Origin of the sequence: Brachybacterium sp. p3-SID957, from assembly GCF_025144775.1 — a bacterium.
Taxonomy (GTDB): Bacteria; Actinomycetota; Actinomycetes; order Actinomycetales; family Dermabacteraceae; genus Brachybacterium; species Brachybacterium epidermidis.
The window spans coordinates 1-18,945 of sequence record NZ_JALXKT010000032.1 but is presented as its reverse complement, the minus strand read 5'-3'; the positions used below and the strand labels follow the sequence as shown (position 1 = coordinate 18,945).

The window sequence follows — 18,945 nt, the reverse complement described above, 5'->3', positions numbered from 1 at the left end:
CCTCAGAACACCTGACCGGTGAGCCTCTCGTAGGCCTCCACGTACCGGGACCGCGTCTGCTCGACGACCTCCGCCGGCAGAGCCGGGGGAGGAGCGTCGGCGGCGCGGTCCCATCCGGAGGTGTCCGAGGTCAGCCAGTCGCGCACGAACTGCTTGTCCAGGCTGGGCTGGGCGCGGCCCTCGCGGTACCCGGCTGCGGACCAGAAACGGCTGGAATCGGGAGTGAGCACCTCGTCGCCCAGCACCAGGGAGCCGTCGGTGCGGGAGTGGCCGAACTCGAGCTTGGTGTCGGCCAGCAGGATGCCCCGCTCGGCGGCGATCGACCGCGCCCGCTCGTAGACGGCGAGGGTGAGGTGCTCGAGCTCCTCGACCAGGTCGCCGCCCAGGCGCTGCCGGGCCTCATCCACGGTGATGTTCTCGTCGTGGTCACCCAGCTCCGCCTTGGTGGCGGGGGTGAAGATCGCCGGCTCCAGGCGGGAGGCCTCGGTGAGACCCTCGGGCAGCGTGTGCCCGCCCACGGAGCCGGTGGCTCGGTAGTCCGCCAGCCCCGAGCCCGTCAGGTACCCGCGTGCCACGCACTCCAGCGGCACCATGTCCAGGCCGCGGCAGCGCAGGGCGCGCCCGGTCACCTCGGCCGGCACGTCGGTCGCCGACAGCACATGGTTCGGCACCAGATCCTCCAGCTGTTCGAACCAGAACAGGCTGATCGCGGTGAGGATCCGGCCCTTGTCGGGGATCCCCGGCTGCAGGGCGTGGTCGTACGCGCTGATGCGGTCGGTGGCCACCATCAGCACCTCGGTGGCCTCAGCCGGATCGGTGCCGGCCGGGACGTACAGCTCCCGCACCTTGCCGCCGACGGCGTGGTCCCAGCCGGACAGCACCGGTGCGGTCAGCAGCGGCTGGTCGGTGGGGGGCGTGCTCATGCCGGCCCCGCCTCCCCGGCGCCGCTCCGCTCGGACTCGGCGGCGCGGAGGGCGATGTCGGTGCGGTGCAGGGACCCCTGCAGCTCGATCCTTTCCACCCCGGCCATGGCGAGCTCGCGGGCGGCCTGCAGATCCTCCCCGGTGCCCACCACGGCGAGCACGCGACCGCCGCAGCTGACCAGGGTGCCGTCCTCGCGTCGGCCGGTGCCGGCGTGCAGCACGTGGGCACCGGCGGCCTCGGCCTCCTCGATGCCGGTGATCTCATCGCCCAGGCGGGCCTCGGCCGGGTAACCGGCGGAGGCCAGCACCACCGCGACGGCCGCGCCGTCGTGCCAGCGGGGGGCCTGGGCCTGCTGCAGGTCGCCGCGCGCCGCTACCAGCAGCAGCTCGGACAAGGGCGAGGCCATGCGCTCCAGCACCACCTGGGTCTCGGGATCGCCGAAGCGGGCATTGAACTCCACCACCCGCACCCCGCGGGTGGTCAGGGCGAGACCGCAGTACAGGATGCCGACGAAAGGGATTCCGCGCCGGCGCATCTCCTCGACCGTGGGCTGGGCGATGGTACGCACCACCTCATCCACGAGACCCTCGGGGGCCCACGGCAGCGGAGAATAGGCGCCCATGCCGCCGGTGTTGGGGCCCTGGTCGCCGTCCAGGGCGCGCTTGAAGTCCTGGGCCGCGGCCAGCGGCACCACCCTCTCGCCGTCGCACACGCAGAACAGGGACACCTCGGGGCCGTCCAGGTATTCCTCGAGCACCACCGAGCCGCCCGCACCGATCACGGAACGGCCGTGGGCGAGGGCCGCCTCGCGATCCGGGGTGACCACCACGCCCTTGCCGGCCGCGAGCCCGTCGGCCTTGACCACGAACGGCACATCGCCCAGCGGGTTCACCCGGTCCAGGCCCGCCACCAGTGCGTCCTCGTCGGAGGCGGTGACCGAGGCGGCGGTGGGCACGCCCGCGGAGGCCATCACCTCCTTGGCGAAGGACTTCGAGCCCTCCAGGGCGGCAGCCGCCGCCGACGGGCCGAACACGGCGATGCCGGCCGCCCGCAGCCGATCGGCGACACCCGCCACCAGCGGTGCCTCGGGACCGACCACCACCAGGTCCACCTCCAGCCGGCGTGCCAGCTCGACCTGGCCGTCAAGATCGCCGACGGCGATGTCGTGGCAGGTGGCCAGGGCCTCGATGCCGGGGTTGCCGGGGGCGGCGTGGAGGTCAGGGGCGGGGGAGTCGGCGCTGAGGCGGCGGATGATCGCGTGCTCGCGGCCGCCGGAGCCGATGACGAGGATCTTCACGCGGGCCAGCGTACCGAGCGCCGCCGATACGATCGGCACCATGTCCGTCGATCAGCCCGCCGATCCCGCACCGGACGCTCCCCGGGAAGCCGGCGCGCCAGAGGCCTCCCGAGTCCCTCAGCTCACCCGCCTGCGCCTGGACCTCTCCTACGACGGCACCGACTTCCACGGCTGGGCCGCCCAGCCCGGTCAGCGCACCGTGCAGGGTGAGCTGGAGCAGGCCCTGTCCCGCATCGCCCGCGTGCCCGTGCAGGTGACCGTCGCCGGGCGCACCGACGCGGGTGTCCATGCGCGCGGGCAGGTGTGCCACCTGGACCTTCCCGGCCCCGTGCTCGCCACGATCCCCGGCCGCTCCGACCGCGCTCCGGCCGACGCCCTGGTCACCCGGTTGGCTGGCCTGCTGCCCGCCGACGTGGTGGTCCACGCCGCCCGGGAGGTCCCTGCGGAGTTCGATGCCCGGTTCGGGGCGCTCCGCCGCCGCTACCGGTACCGCATCTCCGACGGCCCCACGGTGCACGACCCGCTGCGTCGCGACGTGCTGCGCCACCGCTGGCCCCTCGACGTCGAGGCGATGGCGCGCGCCTCCCGCGCCCTGCTGGGTGAGCACGACTTCCTGTCCTTCTGCAAGCCGCGAGAGGGAGCCACCACCATCCGCACCCTCGAGCAGCTGGACTGGGAGCGCCCCGAGCCAGGGAGAGCCGACGAGGGCCTGGTGGTCGCCACTGTGGTCGCCGACGCCTTCTGTCACCACATGGTGCGCTCCCTGGTGGGCACGCTGCTGGCCGTAGGGGAGGGACGCAAAGGGGAGGACTGGCCCGCGCAGGTTCTCGCAGCCCGCACCCGGCAGTCCTCCACCCGCACCAGTGCCGGGTCCGCGCCGCTGTGCCCACCCCAGGGGCTCACCCTCGAGGGGGTCGAGTACCCGGCCGAGGCGGACCTCGCCGCGCAGGCGCGTGCCGCGCGGGTGCTGCGGGGGTAGAGCTCGCTGTGACCAGACCCCAGCAGGAGTCAGCGCAGCGGGCGACAGGCATGGGTGAAGGAACGGTGCAGCTGCTGGTCAGGTCCGGTGCGCACCCGTCAGCTGCCCGCCCCTCCGGCCTAGCCTTTCCGCGGAGGACCCGTCCCAGGGTCCGGACCAGAGGGGGCGGCATGAACGCAGGACGGACGGATGAGGACGCGATGGCCGCCACGGCGAGGGAGGCCCGCCGCAGCGGTGGGGCTGCGCGTGGCAGCGTGGCCGTGGTCCTCGTCGGGACCTCGCTGGTTCTCGCGTACGCGACGCTCGCCGTGGTGCAGATCCTGGTGCTGAACCCTCACACCGGTCTCCACGCTGGCCTTGGGGTATTTGGTGCTGCTGGCCGCGGGGACTCCGGCGTACTTCGCAGCGAGCTTCGGGGCTGGGATGTCCTTGGCCGATACCTACTTCATCGGCGGCGCTGACCATTCGCCATGGTCGTGGCCCCTTCATGCCACCAGTGCCGCTGCCACGGTCCTGGTGGCCCTGGCCGGGGCTGGGCGGCTGCTGCAGTTGATGCTGCACGCCCCGCGAGCCGGAGATCACACCCCGGGGACCCCGCCCCCGCGTTGACCCCGTCGCCGCGCGACCAGTAGTCTTGGTCGTCGTTGTGCCTTGGTGCGCGCCCTGGTCCGCTGCCGACTCCTCACAGGTCGGCGCGAAAAGGGCTCCTCACAGTGCACCCAGGACCGCCGTCGCGGCGTAAGCGGAACGGTCCGGGCCCAGCGAAGAGGCCATGCTTCAACCGAGGGAAGCGTGTCCACGGTCCATCGAACCGTGCCCCTGAGCACCCGCTCATGGGGCACTCCGACGAGAGAAGAAGGCACGAGTGCGTACGTTCACCCCGAAGCCCGGCGATGTCGAGCGTTCCTGGCACGTCATCGACGCAACGGATGTCGTCCTCGGCCGGCTCGCTTCCCAGGCTGCTCAGCTGCTGCGGGGAAAGCACAAGCCGGTCTTCGCACCCCACGTGGATGCAGGCGACTTCGTCATCATCATCAACGCTGACAAGGTTGCCCTGACCGGCAACAAGCGCGAGACCAAGCTGGCCTATCGCCACTCCGGCTACCCGGGCGGCCTGCGCGGCATCCCCTACTCCGAGCTGCTGGAGAAGAAGCCCGAGCAGGCGGTCGAGAAGGCCATCCGCGGCATGCTCCCCAAGAACAAGCTTGCTGACCAGCAGCTGAAGAAGCTGAAGGTCTACCGCGGCGCCGAGCACCCCCATGCTGCTCAGCAGCCCGTCCCCTTCACCATCGACCAGGTGGCGCAGTAAGCGGGCGCGCCCCGCGCTTCGCCCTGCCGCACGGAACAACCAAGGAGAACCGTGACCGAGACCACCCCTGAGGCCCTCGAGACCGTCACCGACGAAGAGGCCCCGTCGAGCTTCACCACCGAGTCCACCGAGACCGAGGGTTCGACCGGCCGCGGCCAGTCGGCCACCGCTCCCGGCTACGGCACCGGCCGTCGCAAGCAGGCTGTCGCCCGCGTGCGCCTGGTCCCCGGCTCCGGCCAGTGGACCGTCAATGGCCGCAGCCTCGAGAACTACTTCCCGAACAAGGTCCATCAGCAGGAGGTCAACGAGCCCTTCCGCGTGCTGGACATCCAGGGACGCTTCGACGTCATCGCCCGCATCCACGGCGGCGGCGCCTCCGGCCAGGCCGGCGCTCTGCGCCTCGGCGTTGCCCGCGCGCTGAACCAGATCGACGAGGACAACAACCGTCCCACCCTGAAGAAGGCCGGATTCCTCACTCGTGACGCCCGCGTCATCGAGCGCAAGAAGGCCGGGCTCAAGAAGGCCCGCAAGGCGCCTCAGTACTCCAAGCGCTGATCGGAGCGGCAGCGCCGCTTCCTCCAGCTCGCACAGGACCCCGTCACCCCTCGGTGGCGGGGTCCTGTCGCGTGGGCAGCCACCGGCCCGTGCGTGGCCTTGCCCGGCGTGGCCCTGCTCTCCCCAGTCGATGACATCGGCAGATCTTCGCGGCGACGGGCCCACTGCCCGCTACCCTCGAACAGTCGGTCGTCCTGAGCGGCCCACCGGAGCACCTCCCTGCGACACCACCCGGCGACACCACCCTGCGAGAGGAATCGGATCCCATGGCACGACTGTTCGGTACCGACGGAGTGCGCGGACGCGCCAACGGCGACATCACCGCGGAGCTCGCCGTCGAGCTCTCCGTGGGCGCAGCCCACGTGCTGGGCACCCTGGGCGCCTTCGGCGGCACCAAGCCGCGCGCCATCGTCGCCCGGGACACCCGCCCCTCCGGTGACTTCCTCACCGCCGCCGTGTGCGCGGGACTCGCCTCCGCAGGTGTCGACGTGCTGGACGCCGAGGTGCTGCCCACCCCGGGACTGGCGTACCTGGTGCAGTCCACTGGTGCCGACCTGGGCGTGATGATCTCAGCCTCCCACAACCCCGCCCCCGACAACGGCATCAAATTCTTCGCCCGCGGCGGCACCAAGCTGCCTGACGAGGTCGAGGACGCCATCGAGGCCCGCCTCGGTGAGGAGTGGGACCGCCCGGAGGGCACCGACGTGGGCACCATCCGCCGTTACGAGGGCGCGATCGATGCCTACGTCGAGCACCTCGTCCGCACCCTGGATCGCTCCCTGGAGGGCATCACCGTCGTGGCCGACTGCGCCAACGGGGCTGCCGCCGTCACCGGCCCCGAGGCACTGCGGCGCGCCGGCGCCACCGTGCACGTGATCGGCGACCTCAGCGACGGCGGCCTGATCAACGACGGCGTGGGATCCACCCACCTCGAGCCCCTGCAGCGAGCGGTGCGCGAGCACGGCGCGGACATCGGCGTGGCCTTCGACGGCGATGCCGACCGCTGCCTGGCCGTGGACGCCGACGGCGAGGTCATCGACGGCGACCAGATCATGGCGATCCTGGCCCTGGACCTCAAGGAGCGCGGCAAGCTCCACGAGGACACCCTGGTGGTCACGGTGATGAGCAACCTGGGCCTCAAGCTCGCCATGCGCGAGCATGGCATCTTCCTGGGGCAGACGGCCGTCGGCGACCGCTACGTGCTCGAGGAGATGAACCTGGGCGGGTACTCCATCGGCGGTGAGCAGTCCGGGCACGTGATCATCGCCGAGCACGCCACCACCGGCGACGGGGAGCTGACCGCCCTCCACCTCCTGCAGCGCATCGCCGAGACCGGGCGCACCGCCCGCGAGCTGGCCGACGTCATGACACGCCTCCCACAGGCCCTGATCAACGTCAAGAACGTGGACAAGGCGCGCGCCACCATCGACCGCGGTGTGCTCGACGCCGTCGCCGAGGCCGAGGCCGAGCTGGGGGAGACCGGCCGCGTGCTGCTGCGCCCCTCCGGCACCGAGCCCGTGGTCCGCGTGATGGTCGAGGCGCCCACCGACGAGCAGGCCACCGCCGTGGCTGAGCGCCTCGCCGCTGTGGTCAGTGAGCGCGTCGGCCTCTGAGTCGCATCCTGTGAGGGCCGGTCGACAGTGCGGCCGGCCCGTCCTCACACCTTGCGCAGCAGGACGGTCTGCACCCGGTGCAGGCCGTCCTTGCGCAGCACGAGATCCGCGCGACCGCGCGTGGGCAGCACGTTCTCCGAGAGGTTCGGCCCGTTGATGGAGCGCCAGATCCGCTCGGCCGTCTCCCTGGCCTCCTGGTCCGAGAGCTCCGCGTAGCGGCGGAAGTAGGAGCGGGGGTCGTTGAAGGCGGTGCGTCGCAGCTGCAGGAACCGCTCGACGTACCAGCGCTGCACGTCCTCACCGCGGGCATCCACGTACACGGAGAAGTCGAAGAAGTCCGAGACCGCCAGGCCCATCCGCCCGTCACGACGCGGCCGCGAGGGCTGGAGCACGTTCAGGCCCTCCAGGATCAGCACGTCCGGTCGCTCCACCACCACCCGCTCGTCCTCGACGATGTCGTAGGTGAGGTGGGAGTACACCGGTGCCTCCACGCTCGACACCCCGGCTTTGACGTCGGAGACGAACCGCAGCAGGCGCCTGCGGTCGTAGCTCTCGGGAAAGCCCTTGCGGTGCATGATGCCGCGCTTCTCGAGCTCGGCGTTGGGGTACAGGAACCCGTCGGTGGTCACCAGCTGGACGCGCGGCGTGTCCGGCCAGCGCGCCATCAGCTCCCGCAGCAGGCGCGCGGTGGTGGACTTGCCCACGGCCACCGATCCCGCCACCGCGATCACGTACGGGGTGCGGTGCTGCCGCTGGGGCAGGAAGTCCCCCCGCGCCATGCGCAGCTGCTGGGCGGCGGCCACTTGGATGTTCAGCAGGCGTGAGATGGGCCGGTACACCGCATCGACCTCCTGCAGGTCCACCCGGTCGCCCAGGCCTCGCAGCTTCGCCACGTCCTGCTCGGACAGGGGGAGCGGGGTCTGCTGCGAGAGCCGGGCCCACTCGTCACGAGGGATCTCGTCGAACGGGGAGACGGCGTTGACGGCGGATCTCATGGGGCGATTGTTCCAGCCCGGGCCCCGTGACGCGCACCGGGCAGGCCGTGACCGATCGTGACCGAACCTTCGCGGGATGCTCCACGTGCGTGCACGGTCGCTCTGGATCGTGAGCGACACCTCTCTCCACCAGCGGTTTCGGGGTGTCGCACCCTGCGCGGGCCGTTAGCGTGAGCCCCATGTGTGGAATCGTCGGATACGCAGGCCCCCGCGCCGCCTCCCCCTCCCGCCCCGTCGATGTGGCCCTGCAGGGCCTGGCCCGGCTCGAGTACCGCGGGTACGACTCCGCCGGCATCGCCGTGGTCGACGACGGCACTGTGCGCCTCGAGAAGCGCGCCGGCAAGCTGCAGAACCTGCGCGAGGCCCTCGCCGAGCGCACGGACATGACCGGCAGCGTGTCCATCGGCCACACCCGCTGGGCCACCCACGGCTCACCCAACGACACCAACGCCCACCCCCACCTGGGCGGTCACGACGACGAGCTCGCCCTGGTGCACAACGGCATCATCGAGAACTTCGCCGCCCTGCGCGCCGAGCTGGAGGCGGCCGGCTACCCCTTCCGCTCCGAGACCGACTCCGAGGCCGCCGCCCACCTGGTGGCCCGGGAGATGGAGGCCACCGGCGACCTCACCGAGGCGATGCGCCGGGCCGCCACCCATCTCGACGGTGCCTTCACGCTGCTGGCCGTGCACCGCGATGCCCCGGGCACCGTGGTCGCCGCCCGGCGCAACTCCCCGCTCGTGGTGGGACTGGGCGACGGCGAGAACTTCCTGGGCTCGGACGTGGCCGCCTTCGTAGACTCCACCCGCGAGGCGCTGGAGATCGACCACGACCAGATCGTCACCGTCACCGCCGATGCGGTGCGCGTGATCACCGCCGACGGCGCCGAGGTCACCGACCCCAAGCGCTTCACCATCGAGTGGGACGTGACCGCCGCGCAGAAGGGCGGCTACCCCTCCTTCATGGCCAAGGAGATCCACGAGCAGGCCGGCGCCATCGCCGACACCCTGCTGGGCCGCCTGGTCGACGGGAAGCTGCACCTGGACGAGAAGGCGATCGACGACTCCGTGCTGCGCAGCGTGGACAAGATCGTGGTGGTGGCCTGCGGCACCGCCGCCAACGCGGGTGCGGTGGTCAAGTACGCCATCGAGCACTGGTGCCGCATCCCGGTGGAGGTGGAGCTGGCCCACGAGTTCCGCTACCGCGACCCCGTGGTCACCGAGAAGACGCTGGTGGTGGCGATCTCCCAATCCGGCGAGACCATGGACACCCTCATGGCAGTGCGCCACGCGCAGGAGCAGGGCGCCAAGGTGATCGCGATCTGCAACACCCGCGGTTCCACCATCCCCCGTGAGGCCGATGCCGCCCTGTACCTGTACGTCGGCCCGGAGATCGCGGTGGCCTCCACCAAGGCCTACCTGGGCCAGATCGCCGCCTGCTACCTGCTGGGCCTGTACCTGGCGCAGGTGCGCGGCAACCTCTTCCCCGACGAGATCGCCCAGATCATGGAGGACCTGCACGCCCTGCCGGAGAAGATCCAGCAGGTGCTGGACGCCTCGGCACAGGTCGAGGATCTCGCCAAGGACATGAAGGACGCCACCAGCGTGCTGTTCCTGGGCCGCCATGTGGGCTACCCGACCGCCATGGAGGGCGCGCTGAAGCTGAAGGAGATCGCCTACATCCACGCCGAGGGGTTCGCGGCCGGCGAGCTCAAGCACGGCCCCATCGCCCTCATCGAGGAGGGGCAGCCGGTGTTCGTGATCGTGCCCTCCCCGCGCGGGCGCGACGTGCTGCACTCCAAGGTGATCTCCAACATCCAGGAGGTGCGCGCCCGGGGTGCCCGTACCCTGGTGATCGCGGAGGAGGGGGACGACGAGGTGCTGCCCTACGCCGACGTGGTGATCCGCATCCCGCAGACCCGCACCCTGTTCGCGGCGCTGCTGACGGTGATCCCGCTGCAGATCTTCGCCTGCGAGCTGGCCACCGCGAAGGGCCTGGACGTGGACCAGCCCCGCAACCTGGCCAAGTCCGTCACCGTGGAGTGACCCGCACGCGGGTGTGATACTGCAGGGGTGTACACGTCCCCTTCCGATCCCCATGACCCGCACGGCCCCACCCCGCCTGCCCTGTCCGCCGGGTCGGCCGGGCGTGTCGAGCCTGCCGAGACGGCCGGGGGATCGCCCCGGGCCTTCGCGCCCCGTGAGGACGGCACCGTGGTGGGGGTCGGCATCGACGTGGTCGACGTGCCCCGGCTCGATGCGGCCTTCGTGCGCACCCCGGCGCTGCTGACGCGCCTGCTCACCCCCAGCGAGCGGGAGATGTCCGCCGCCTCCCGCGCCGCGCGCGTGGCCGCCAAGGAGGCCGTGGGCAAGGCACTGGGGTCCCCGGGGGACTTCTCCTGGCACGACGTCACGGTGCGCCGCAACGGTGCCCGCAAGCCCTACCTGGTGCTCGAGGGTGCCACGCTGCGCGCCGCCGAGCGCCTGGGGGTGAGCCACCTGCACCTGTCCCTCTCCCACGACGGTTCGATCGCCACCGCGATCGTGGTGGCCGAGAGGGAGAGCGACCCGCCGGCGGACCGCCGAGCGGGAACCAGCCCGAGCAGCGGGCACACGGGAGCGGAGGCAGGAGCATGATCCACGGCTACGAAGCAGAGACCGTCCGCGCGGCAGAGCGTCCCCTGCTCGATGCAGGCGAGCCCCTGATGCTGCGGGCCGCCCACGCCCTCGCCGCCCATGTGCGCGCCGAACTGCGGGCCCGGACCGGGCTCGTCGCCGATGCGGATCGCGCCCCGGGACCGCCACCCCACGTACTGGTGCTCGCGGGCTCCGGTGCGAACGGCGGGGACGGGCTGCACGCCGCGGCCATGCTGCGCCGAGACGGGATCCGCGCCGATGGACTCGCCACCGCGGACGCCTGCCACCAGGAGGGGGCCCGAGCCCTCCACGCGGCTGGAGGAACGCTCCACCGGCTCGCGGATCTCACCGAACAGCAGCTGGGCGAGCTGATCGACGGCACCTGCCTGGTGCTCGATGCGATCCTCGGCATCGGCGGTCGCCCCGAGGTCCCCGGGGATCTGCGAAGGATGCTCGAGCTGATCCGCCACCGCGGCACACCCGTGATCGCCGTGGACCTCCCCAGCTTCCTGGATGCCTCCACCGGTGAGGCCGCCGAGCTCGCTCTGCCCGCGCGTTCCACCGTGACCTTCGGAGCAGTCAAGGCCGGGATGCTGCTGCCCGGCGGCAGCGCTCTCACCGGTCGCACCCACCTGGTGGACCTGGGGCTGGCGGACCACCTGCCCCCGCAGCCCGCCGTGCAGCGCCTCCAGGATGAGGACGTGCGGCGGCTGTGGCCGCGGGCCGGCAGGGACGACAGCAAGTACAGCCGCGGCGTGGTCGCGATCGCCGCCGGCAGCACCCGGTATCCGGGCGCCGCGGTACTGGCCTGCTCCGGTGCGGCACGCGCCGGGGCGGGCATGGTGCGCTGCCTCGCCCCCGCCCCCGTGCTGGACCTGGTGCTGCGCACCCGGCCCGAGGTCCTGGGCCACCCGGTGCCCGACGGGCCGGCCGCCCCGGCTGCGGGCTCCCGCGCCGGAGGAGTGGACCTGGCCGACATCGGCCGCACCGATGCGCTCGTGGTCGGCCCGGGCCTTCCCGGTGACGATGCGCGCGCACGCACCGTCATCGACGCCCTGCGCGCCGGCGCCGACGGCGAGGTGCGCCGTGGCGTGATCGACGCCGGAGGGATCGATGCCATCCGACGGGCGGACCGCTTCAGCGCCGAGGTGGTGCTCACCCCGCACCGCGGTGAGGCGCAGCGACTGGCCCGCACCCTGGGCATCGACCCCGAACAGGATGCGCCCACCCTGGCGCGGGCGCTCGCCGGCGCCACCGGGGCGACCGTGCTGATGAAGGGCTCGGTCAGCGTGATCGCTGCGCCCGAGGCGGAGGTCCCGCTGCTCGCGCAGGACGACGCGACGGCCTATCTGGCCACTGCCGGCACCGGCGACGTACTCGCCGGGATCCTGGGCACCCTGCTCGCCGCGGGGCTGCCCGGCCCGCACTCGGCGGCGATCGCCGCGCTGCTGCACGGCCGCGCGGGGCGCCTGGCCTCCCACGGAGGCCTCGTGCCCGTGGTCGCTCTCGACGTCGCCGATCGGGTCCCCGATGCCCTGGCGACTATCCTGTCGGGCACGGAGGACCAGCCCCACGGCGCAGAGCCGTCGAGCGAAGGAGAACGATGAGCGTCCCGATCCCGGCGGAGGATCCCCGATACATCCCCAACCGCGCGGTGGTGGACCCGTCGGCCATCACCGACAACGTGCGTGCACTGAAGAGTGCGCTCGACGAGCAGACGGCGCTGATGGCCGTGGTCAAGGCCGACGGCTACGGGCACGGCATGCTCGCCACCGCCCGGGCCGCACTCGAGGGAGGGGCCACCTGGCTGGGAGCGGCCCACCCGGCCGGTGCGCTGGCGCTGTCGCATGCGGGACTGGACGTGCCCATCCTGACCTGGATGTACGAGCCGCGCACCGCGGCCGCCCTGCTGCCGGACCTGGTGGCCGCCGGGATCGACGTGTCCGTCGGCTCCATGGAGATGCTGCACCTGGTGATCGATGCCTCCCGTTCCGTGGAGCGGCGCGCCCGCGTGCACCTGAAGATCGACACCGGAATGGGCCGCAACGGCGTCCTGCCCTCCCGGGCCGCCCCGGTGGTGCAGGCCATCCGGGAGGAGGACTTCGTGCAGCTGGTCGCGGCCTGGACCCACCTCACCGATGCGGACGTCCCCTCCGACCCGGCCACCGACCAGCAGGTGGACGTGTTCGACTCCACTGTCGCCGCCCTGACCGAGGAGTTCGGCACCATCCCGCTGCAGCACCTGGCCAACTCCGCCGCCCTGCTGTCCCGGCCCGACCTGCACCGCGACCTGGTGCGGCCCGGCATCGCGATGTACGGCTACCCGCCGGTGGAGACCGACCTCCCGCTGCGACCCGCGATGACCGTCACCAGCCGCCTGGCCCTGGTCAAGGAGGTCCCGGCGGGGACCACGGTGGGCTACGGGCGCCTGCACACCGCGGCGGGCACCACCCGCCTGGGACTGGTGCCGATGGGCTACGCCGACGGTCTGCACCGCGCGGCCAGCGGCAAGGTGTCCGTGCTGGTGCGCACAGCCGAGGGCGACCGGGTGGTGCCGCAGGTGGGCCGCATCAGCATGGATCAGATCGTGCTCGACCTGGGCCCTGACAGCGTCGCGAAGGCCGGCGACGAAGTGATCCTGTTCGGCGATGCCCGCAGCGCGCACGAGAGCACTCCGACCGAGGACGGCCCCGGACCTGACGCCGCCGGGAGCGACGGACCTGAGGCAACCACGGCCGACGACTGGGCGCGTGCCGCCGGCACCATCCCCTACGAGGTGCTCACCTCCATCAACGCCCGCGTTCCGCGCGAGGTCCGTCCATGAGCGGCATCGAGCTGCACACGGAGGACCCGCAGGACACCCGGCGCGTCGCCGAGGCGCTCGCCACAGTGCTGCGCGCGGGCGACCTGCTGGTGCTGGACGGGCCCCTCGGCGCGGGCAAGACCACCTTCACCCAGGGCCTCGGGGAAGGGCTGGGGGTGCGTGGGCCCGTGGCCTCGCCCACCTTCGTGATCGCCCGGGTGCATCCCTCCCTCACCGGAGGCACGGCACTCGTGCACGTGGACGCCTACCGGCTCGGCGGCAGTGCCGACCTGGAGGACCTCGACCTCGAGGCCGACCTCGACGATGCGGTCACCGTGGTGGAATGGGGCCGCGACCGCGTGGAGCACCTGGCTGATTCGCACCTGCTCATCGAGCTGGTCCGCCCCACCCAGGTGGCCGATCCCGACCGCCCCGAGGAGCCGCGCACCCTGCGCCTGCTCCCGTCCGGACCTCGTTGGGACCGGACCGCGACGGCGTCCCTGGCCCGCGCGCTCGCGGATGCCGGCCTGAGGACCGCGCCGATCGACCCCGCCACCGACACCCACGAGCAGGAGGACTGATGCTGCTGGGCATCGACACCTCCGGTGCCGTCTCCACCGCTGTGATGGGTGGAGACCTGGACGCACCGGATGCCGCTGTGCGCCACATGCGCTCCGACACCCGCGCCCGTCACCACGACGAGGTGCTGCTGGCCCTGGTCGACGGGGTGCTGCAGGACGCAGGCGCCAGCCGCGCAGAGCTCACCGGCGTCGTCGTCGGCCGCGGCCCCGGCCCCTTCACGGGCCTTCGGGTGGGCCTGGTGGCTGCCCGGTCCATCGCCGCGGTGCTGGGAATCCCCCTGCACGGGGTGTGCTCCCTGGACGCCCTGGCCCACCAGGCGCTCGCCGAGGCCGATACGGCCGACAGAGCAGATACTGCCGACGGGGCTGACGGGGCTGACGGGGCTGACGGGGCTGACGGGGCTGAGGGGGCCGACGGCAATGCCCGCGACCTGCCGGAGCGCACCGTGGCCGTAGCGCTCGACGCGCGCCGCCGCGAGGTCTACCACGCCCGGTACCGCCGGTTGGCCGACGGCACCGTGCGCCGCGAGGCCGGGCCAGCCGTCGCCCCGCCCGCGGACGTGGCCGCGGAGCTCACGGCCTGCGATCTGCTGGTCGGCTCCGGGGCCCGCCTGTACCCGGACCTGCTGCCGGCCACCTCGGAACTCGTGGACGCGGATGCCTCCCACCTGATCGAGGTGGCGGCCCTCCTGCACGCCCAGGGGGAGGACCTCACCAGCACGGACCCCCTGTACCTGCGGGACCCGGACGCCGCCAAGCCCACCGCCCGCAAGAGCGCGCTGGGCCGTTGACCATGCCCGAGCAGATCACGCTGCGACGGGCGACGCTCGAGGACGTGGAGGCCATCGCCTTCGCCGAGCTGGAGCTGTTCCCCGACGAGGCCTGGACCGTGTTCCAGCTGGCCGAGGAGATCGAGCACCCCGATCGTCGCTACGTGGTCGCCGAGGAACCCGGTCGGGTCGGTGAGCTGCTGGGGTACGCCGGAGTGATGCTGGCCGGCGACACCGCGGACCTGCACACCATCGGCTCCCTCCAGGAGCATCGCGGCATCGGGCAGGCGCTGCTGGGCTGGTGCGAGCAGGCCGCCCGGGCGGGCGGTGCCGAGCGGATCCTGCTGGAGGTGCGGGAGGACAACGACCGCGCCCGCGCCTTCTACCGGCGCGCCGGCTACCAGGAGATCGGGCGCAGGCGCGGCTACTACCGGATCCGCGGGCGCAGCATCGACGCCCTGGTGATGCAGCGCGAGCTGAGCTGAACGCTCAGAGGTGGTCGCGGACCTTCTGGAACAGGTCCGGGTAGCGGGCATCCAGTCGTGCCGAACCGATCCGCACCCCCACCCACAGCACCACGATGCCGATGATCAGGCTGAGCAGGCCTGCGAGCCCCTGGATCAGCGGGCCCCCGCCCAGCAGGCCCCAGGCGGCCAGCCCGATCGCCGGCAGCTGGGGCACGAACACGCCGAGGGAGGCCGCGCCCATCCCCAGGAACGCATTGGCGCTCGAGGCGGACTTGTCCTTCATCGGGTTCGTTCCCGGGGGCGAGGTGGGGTAGGGCAGCAGCACGCCCACCACCACGGAGACCCCCCAGCCGGTGAGCATCAGACCCAGCGTGCCCAGCACCATCATCGGGACCAGGTGCGCCATGCCGTACAGCAGGGGCACCAGCGCGGTCACCACGACCGCCGCCGGAGCCATGAGCACTGCGATCGCCGCGATGCGGCCCAGCAGGTTTGCGCGCGCGTCGAGCCCGGCGGTGATGTTCACCCAGCCTGCAGGGCCGTCGAAGCCGATCTCGTTCGAGAGCGAGATGCCCGTGAGACCGGCCATCAGCACGGCCATCACCAGCATCATCGGACGGGCCTCTTCCAGCACCAGACCCATCGCGACCAGGAACACGAACACCAGCGGGTAGATGGCCACGGCGGCTAGGTACCGGGTGTCGCGCCGCCAGTAGCGCAGCGACCTTCCCATCACCGCCCCGAAGGGCGATGCGGTGGCCCATCGCGGCACCAGTGAGGTGACCTTCGCGGTGCCCGAGGAGGCGTCCCCGGTCAGTGCCGAGGTGAGGGAGCGGTCCAGGGAGCGTCGCCACCACCTCCACACCAGCACGATCGTCGCTGCGCCGATGAGGACGCGCAGCAGGGCTGCCAGCACCTGGCCCTCCGCGAGGTCCATCGGCACCGCGAACAGGGCACCGAACGGGGTCCACGCCAGCACCGTGACCGCGATCATGGTCCATTCGCGCACCAGGTCCATGTCCAGGCTCTCCAGGCCCTGCACCGACAGGGAGATACCGTAGACAGCGGCCAGGAACAGCATCATGGCCACCATGCCTCCCAGCTCCCGACCGCTGCGGGAGGAGGTGCGGGAGGCCGAGTGCGCGAACACCGCGCGCGGCAGCAGCAGGCACAGGGCGATGCCGGCCAGGTTGGCAGGGAGCAGCACGATCAGGGCGAGGGCCACCCACACAGCACCGGCGCCGAAGGCCAGCAGCCAGATCACCTCGAACACCGTCGCGATGCCCACGGCCACCACGGTCAGCAGGGTGGGCAGGCTCAGCGCGGCAGCGGCGAACATGCCTGGCTGCAGCTCCTTCGCCGACCGCGGGAACATGGCGAAGCGTCGCGGGTCCAGGGTGTCGTCCACCCCGAAGGCCAGCACGGGGATCAGCAGCCACGCGAGCACCGTGACCGCACCCAGGCCCCTGATGATGGTGGGGAACATGGTGCCCTCGCCGCTCCACAGCGTCAGCCCCAGGAACGTGAACACCAGTCCCACCAGGCCGCCGGTGGCGTACAGCACACCGATGATGGTGCCCACCAGCTTGCCGACGTTCTTGCGGTAGGAGCGCTTCCACAGCGCCCACTTCAGCTTCATCAGCAGCGGCACCAGCTGCCGCTGCTGGATGGAGCCGTGATCGACGGTCCCTGCGGCAGCGGTGGCGGCGGCGGCAGGCGGGGTGCTCAGGACTCCAGCCACGACAGGCTCCCCTCGGCCACGGCCCCGCCGCCCACCATGTCGATGAAGGTCTGGACCAGGCTGCCTCCCCGGCGCATCTCGTCGAGGGTGCCCGCCGCGAGCAGCTCACCCTTGGCGATGATCGCCACGTGGGTGCACAGGCCCTCCACCAGCTCCATCACGTGGCTGGAGAGCACCACGGTGCCGCCGTTGCGCACGTAGTCGGTGAGGATCTTCCGGATCACCTGTGCGGAGACCGGGTCCACGGCCTCCAGCGGCTCGTCCAGCACCAGCAGGCGGGGCGCGTGGATCAGGGCGCTGGCCAGCAGGATCTTCTTGGTCATGCCGGCGGAGTAGTCCACCACCAGCTTGCCCTCCTCGCCTGCCAGGTCGAAGGCCGCCAGCAGGGAGTCGGTGCGCGTGGCGACGGTGTCGGCCTCCATCCCGCGGATCAGGCCCACATAGGTGAGGAGCTCACGGCCCGTGAGGCGGTCGAAGGTGCGAAGCCCGTCGGCCAGCACACCCAGGCCGGCCTTCGCGCGCTCGGGCTGCGCCCACATGTCCACCCCTGCCACGTGGGCGGTGCCGCCGTCGGGGCGCAGCATCCCGGTGGCCATCGACAGGGTGGTGGTCTTCCCGGCACCGTTGGGGCCGACGATGCCGTAGAAGGAGCCCCGCGGGACATCCAGGGAGATCCCGTGGACCACCTCGGTGCCGCTGAAGGACTTGCGCAGCCCGCGGATGGACAGCGCGGCCTCGGCGGTCACGGCCTGCTCGGGGGCCGGTGGCCGCGTGCGGAACGCGCCTGCGGCACCGGGATCGGGGGCGGTGGCAGTGGCGGGCGCCGGGGCGGGAGCGCTGCCGCCGGTCGGCGCGGGAGGGGAGGATGCCGGTGGGACGGCGGGGGAGGGCGGAGGGGGCGCGGCGTCGGAGCTGTGCATGGGCCCACGGTATCGAGCACCACCGCTGAGGGACCTGGCCGGAGGGATGCGGCGGGCACGACCTTCGTCGAGGATGACCTCCTCGATCGTCGTGCGGGCCACGATCGTGAGGGCAGGCCGGGTGCGCCCCACTAGAGTGGGCGCGGAGTCGATCGGCTTGCCGGAATGAAGGAGACCGCTGATGTCGAAGCTGCGCCCTGCGCCGCGCCCCCCTGGCCTGCCGCAGGAGGTGGAGGAGATCCCCATCGGCGTGCGACGGGTCGCCGCCTGGTCATGGCGACTGATCATCGTCGTCGCGGCCATCGCCCTGGTGCTGTGGGGTCTGCTGAAGATCACCACCATCGTGATCCCGGTGCTGATCGCGATCCTGCTGGCCGTGATGCTTCAGCCCGTGGTGCAGGTCCTCACCAGGTACACCTTCCTGGGGCGTGCGGCATCCAGCGGCATCGCGCTGATCGGTCTGCTGCTGGTCATCTCCGGGATGTTCACCCTGGCCGGTCGGCAGCTGATCGCCCAGTTCGCCGACATCCAGGCGAAGGCCGTCGACGGCTTCCAGGCGATCCTCGATTGGGCGCAGACCACCTTCCAGATCGATGACCCGATGATCAATTCGGCGATCAACGAGGGGATCACCCAGCTTCAGGAGAACGCCTCCCAGCTCGTCAGCAGTGCTCTGAGCACCGCCGCGGTGCTGGGCAACGTGGCGACCGGCATCGTGATCTGCCTGTTCACCCTGTTCTTCCTGCTCTCCAGCGGCACCGCGATCTGGCGCTGGGTGGTGGGGTTGCTGCCCCCGGACGCTCGCATCCCCACCCATGAGGCGTTCCGCCGCGGCTGGAAGGCCCTATCGGCGTATGTGCGCACCCAGATCCTGGTGGCCGCCGTGGACGCCGTGGGCATCGCGCTCGGCATGGTGGTGCTGGGCCTCGGCTCCTACGCGGTGCCGATCTGGCTGCTGGTGTTCCTGTTCAGCTTCATCCCCCTGGTCGGTGCCTTCGCCTCCGGCGCGATCGCCGTACTGCTGGTGCTGGTGCTGAACAACTGGGTATCGGCGCTGATCATGCTGGGCATCGTTCTGGCCGTCCAGCAGATCGAGGGCAACGTGCTGCAGCCGTTCCTGATGGGCAAGGCCGTGGAGATGCATCCGCTGGCCGTGTTCCTGGGCGTCGCCGCCGGTGCGATGCTCGCCGGGATCCCCGGTGCACTGTTCGCGATCCCCCTGATCGCCTTCGTGAACGCGACCATGCTGCACATCGTGGGCCGGGACCCCAGCCCCGAACTGGGCACCGACACCGTTGCCGCCGCCCATTTCCGCGAGCTCCGGCGTCGCTCGCGCGCCTGACCCCGAACGCGAC

At 71.9% G+C, this 18,945-nt stretch carries 17 protein-coding genes; 12 read left to right on the top strand and 5 right to left on the bottom strand.

Annotated features, from left to right (window positions below; all coding sequences use genetic code 11):
• Positions 1–2: 2 nt before the first annotated feature.
• Positions 3–923 carry a phosphoribosylaminoimidazolesuccinocarboxamide synthase gene (locus tag M3B01_RS08480; RefSeq protein WP_259791154.1) on the bottom strand — a complete coding sequence of 307 codons (921 nt, stop codon included), beginning with the start codon at positions 921–923 and terminating at the stop codon, positions 3–5.
• Positions 920–2,221 (bottom strand): phosphoribosylamine--glycine ligase, encoded by a 1,302-nt coding sequence (gene purD / locus M3B01_RS08475; RefSeq protein WP_259791152.1) that lies wholly within the window; start codon positions 2,219–2,221, stop codon positions 920–922. The genes M3B01_RS08480 and purD overlap by 4 nt, the downstream gene beginning before the upstream one ends.
• Before the next feature lie 40 nt (positions 2,222–2,261).
• Here purD and truA point away from each other — a divergent pair, with 40 nt between their 5' ends.
• The 4 genes from truA to glmM all read left to right on the top strand — a co-directional run bounded on the left by truA (position 2,262) and on the right by glmM (position 6,677).
• Positions 2,262–3,200 (top strand): tRNA pseudouridine(38-40) synthase TruA, encoded by a 939-nt coding sequence (gene truA, locus M3B01_RS08470; protein ID WP_259791149.1) that lies wholly within the window; start codon positions 2,262–2,264, stop codon positions 3,198–3,200.
• Between the two features lie 865 nt (positions 3,201–4,065).
• Positions 4,066–4,509 carry a 50S ribosomal protein L13 gene (gene rplM, locus M3B01_RS08465; RefSeq protein WP_259791146.1) on the top strand — a complete coding sequence of 148 codons (444 nt, stop codon included), beginning with the start codon at positions 4,066–4,068 and terminating at the stop codon, positions 4,507–4,509.
• A 51-nt stretch (positions 4,510–4,560) separates the two neighbouring features.
• Positions 4,561–5,064 carry a 30S ribosomal protein S9 gene (gene rpsI / locus M3B01_RS08460; protein WP_259791144.1) on the top strand — a complete coding sequence of 168 codons (504 nt, stop codon included), beginning with the start codon at positions 4,561–4,563 and terminating at the stop codon, positions 5,062–5,064.
• A 266-nt stretch (positions 5,065–5,330) separates the two neighbouring features.
• Positions 5,331–6,677: a phosphoglucosamine mutase gene (gene glmM / locus M3B01_RS08455; protein WP_193864469.1), complete on the top strand. Its 1,347-nt coding sequence runs from the start codon at positions 5,331–5,333 to the stop codon at positions 6,675–6,677.
• A gap of 44 nt (positions 6,678–6,721) precedes the next feature.
• Here the strand turns inward: glmM and coaA are convergent, their stop codons facing one another.
• Entirely contained in the window at positions 6,722–7,672 is a 951-nt protein-coding gene (gene coaA, locus M3B01_RS08450) for a type I pantothenate kinase (protein WP_259791138.1), read from the bottom strand.
• 179 nt (positions 7,673–7,851) lie between these two features.
• Between coaA and glmS the strand changes: the two genes are divergently transcribed.
• From glmS to M3B01_RS08415, 7 genes are read left to right on the top strand one after another with little or no spacing between them, the layout of a single operon-like run.
• A complete protein-coding gene (gene glmS, locus M3B01_RS08445) occupies positions 7,852–9,717 on the top strand; it encodes a glutamine--fructose-6-phosphate transaminase (isomerizing) (RefSeq protein ID WP_259791135.1) in 1,866 nt (621 codons plus the stop codon).
• A 27-nt stretch (positions 9,718–9,744) separates the two neighbouring features.
• Positions 9,745–10,308: a holo-ACP synthase gene (locus M3B01_RS08440; RefSeq protein WP_259791131.1), complete on the top strand. Its 564-nt coding sequence runs from the start codon at positions 9,745–9,747 to the stop codon at positions 10,306–10,308.
• Positions 10,305–11,915, top strand: a complete 1,611-nt coding sequence (locus tag M3B01_RS08435) for an NAD(P)H-hydrate dehydratase (RefSeq protein ID WP_259791129.1) — start codon at positions 10,305–10,307, stop codon at positions 11,913–11,915. Before M3B01_RS08440 ends, M3B01_RS08435 begins: the two co-directional genes overlap by 4 nt.
• Positions 11,912–13,132 (top strand): alanine racemase, encoded by a 1,221-nt coding sequence (gene alr, locus M3B01_RS08430; protein ID WP_259791125.1) that lies wholly within the window; start codon positions 11,912–11,914, stop codon positions 13,130–13,132. Before M3B01_RS08435 ends, alr begins: the two co-directional genes overlap by 4 nt.
• The gene (gene tsaE, locus M3B01_RS08425; protein ID WP_259791122.1) at positions 13,129–13,692 is read left to right on the top strand and encodes a tRNA (adenosine(37)-N6)-threonylcarbamoyltransferase complex ATPase subunit type 1 TsaE; all 564 of its coding nucleotides are present in this window, start codon (positions 13,129–13,131) and stop codon (positions 13,690–13,692) included. Before alr ends, tsaE begins: the two co-directional genes overlap by 4 nt.
• Positions 13,692–14,483, top strand: a complete 792-nt coding sequence (gene tsaB / locus M3B01_RS08420) for a tRNA (adenosine(37)-N6)-threonylcarbamoyltransferase complex dimerization subunit type 1 TsaB (RefSeq protein WP_259791119.1) — start codon at positions 13,692–13,694, stop codon at positions 14,481–14,483. Before tsaE ends, tsaB begins: the two co-directional genes overlap by 1 nt.
• Positions 14,484–14,485: 2 nt before the next feature.
• Entirely contained in the window at positions 14,486–14,947 is a 462-nt protein-coding gene (locus M3B01_RS08415) for a GNAT family N-acetyltransferase (RefSeq protein ID WP_259791116.1), read from the top strand.
• 4 nt (positions 14,948–14,951) lie between these two features.
• On the opposite strand, the gene M3B01_RS08410 is transcribed toward M3B01_RS08415, so the two are convergent.
• Positions 14,952–16,670, bottom strand: coding sequence for a hypothetical protein (locus tag M3B01_RS08410; RefSeq protein ID WP_259791114.1), 1,719 nt, complete (start codon positions 16,668–16,670; stop codon positions 14,952–14,954).
• Complete coding sequence (locus M3B01_RS08405; protein ID WP_259791111.1) at positions 16,655–17,590, bottom strand: ABC transporter ATP-binding protein; 936 nt, start codon at positions 17,588–17,590, stop codon at positions 16,655–16,657. The genes M3B01_RS08410 and M3B01_RS08405 overlap by 16 nt, the downstream gene beginning before the upstream one ends.
• 181 nt (positions 17,591–17,771) lie before the next feature.
• Between M3B01_RS08405 and M3B01_RS08400 the strand changes: the two genes are divergently transcribed.
• The gene (locus M3B01_RS08400) at positions 17,772–18,932 is read left to right on the top strand and encodes an AI-2E family transporter (protein ID WP_259791109.1); all 1,161 of its coding nucleotides are present in this window, start codon (positions 17,772–17,774) and stop codon (positions 18,930–18,932) included.
• The last annotated feature ends 13 nt before the right edge of the window (positions 18,933–18,945 follow it).

Coding starts and splice junctions, on each gene's coding strand:
- tsaE (WP_259791122.1), top strand. CDS start 13,129: ATGAGCGGCATCGAGCTGCACACGGAGGACCCGCAGGACACCCGGCGC.
- truA (WP_259791149.1), top strand. CDS start 2,262: ATGTCCGTCGATCAGCCCGCCGATCCCGCACCGGACGCTCCCCGGGAA.
- M3B01_RS08435 (WP_259791129.1), top strand. CDS start 10,305: ATGATCCACGGCTACGAAGCAGAGACCGTCCGCGCGGCAGAGCGTCCC.
- M3B01_RS08405 (WP_259791111.1), bottom strand. CDS start 17,590: ATGCACAGCTCCGACGCCGCGCCCCCTCCGCCCTCCCCCGCCGTCCCA.
- M3B01_RS08480 (WP_259791154.1), bottom strand. CDS start 923: ATGAGCACGCCCCCCACCGACCAGCCGCTGCTGACCGCACCGGTGCTG.
- M3B01_RS08415 (WP_259791116.1), top strand. CDS start 14,486: ATGCCCGAGCAGATCACGCTGCGACGGGCGACGCTCGAGGACGTGGAG.
- glmM (WP_193864469.1), top strand. CDS start 5,331: ATGGCACGACTGTTCGGTACCGACGGAGTGCGCGGACGCGCCAACGGC.
- tsaB (WP_259791119.1), top strand. CDS start 13,692: ATGCTGCTGGGCATCGACACCTCCGGTGCCGTCTCCACCGCTGTGATG.
- coaA (WP_259791138.1), bottom strand. CDS start 7,672: ATGAGATCCGCCGTCAACGCCGTCTCCCCGTTCGACGAGATCCCTCGT.
- M3B01_RS08400 (WP_259791109.1), top strand. CDS start 17,772: ATGTCGAAGCTGCGCCCTGCGCCGCGCCCCCCTGGCCTGCCGCAGGAG.
- alr (WP_259791125.1), top strand. CDS start 11,912: ATGAGCGTCCCGATCCCGGCGGAGGATCCCCGATACATCCCCAACCGC.
- glmS (WP_259791135.1), top strand. CDS start 7,852: ATGTGTGGAATCGTCGGATACGCAGGCCCCCGCGCCGCCTCCCCCTCC.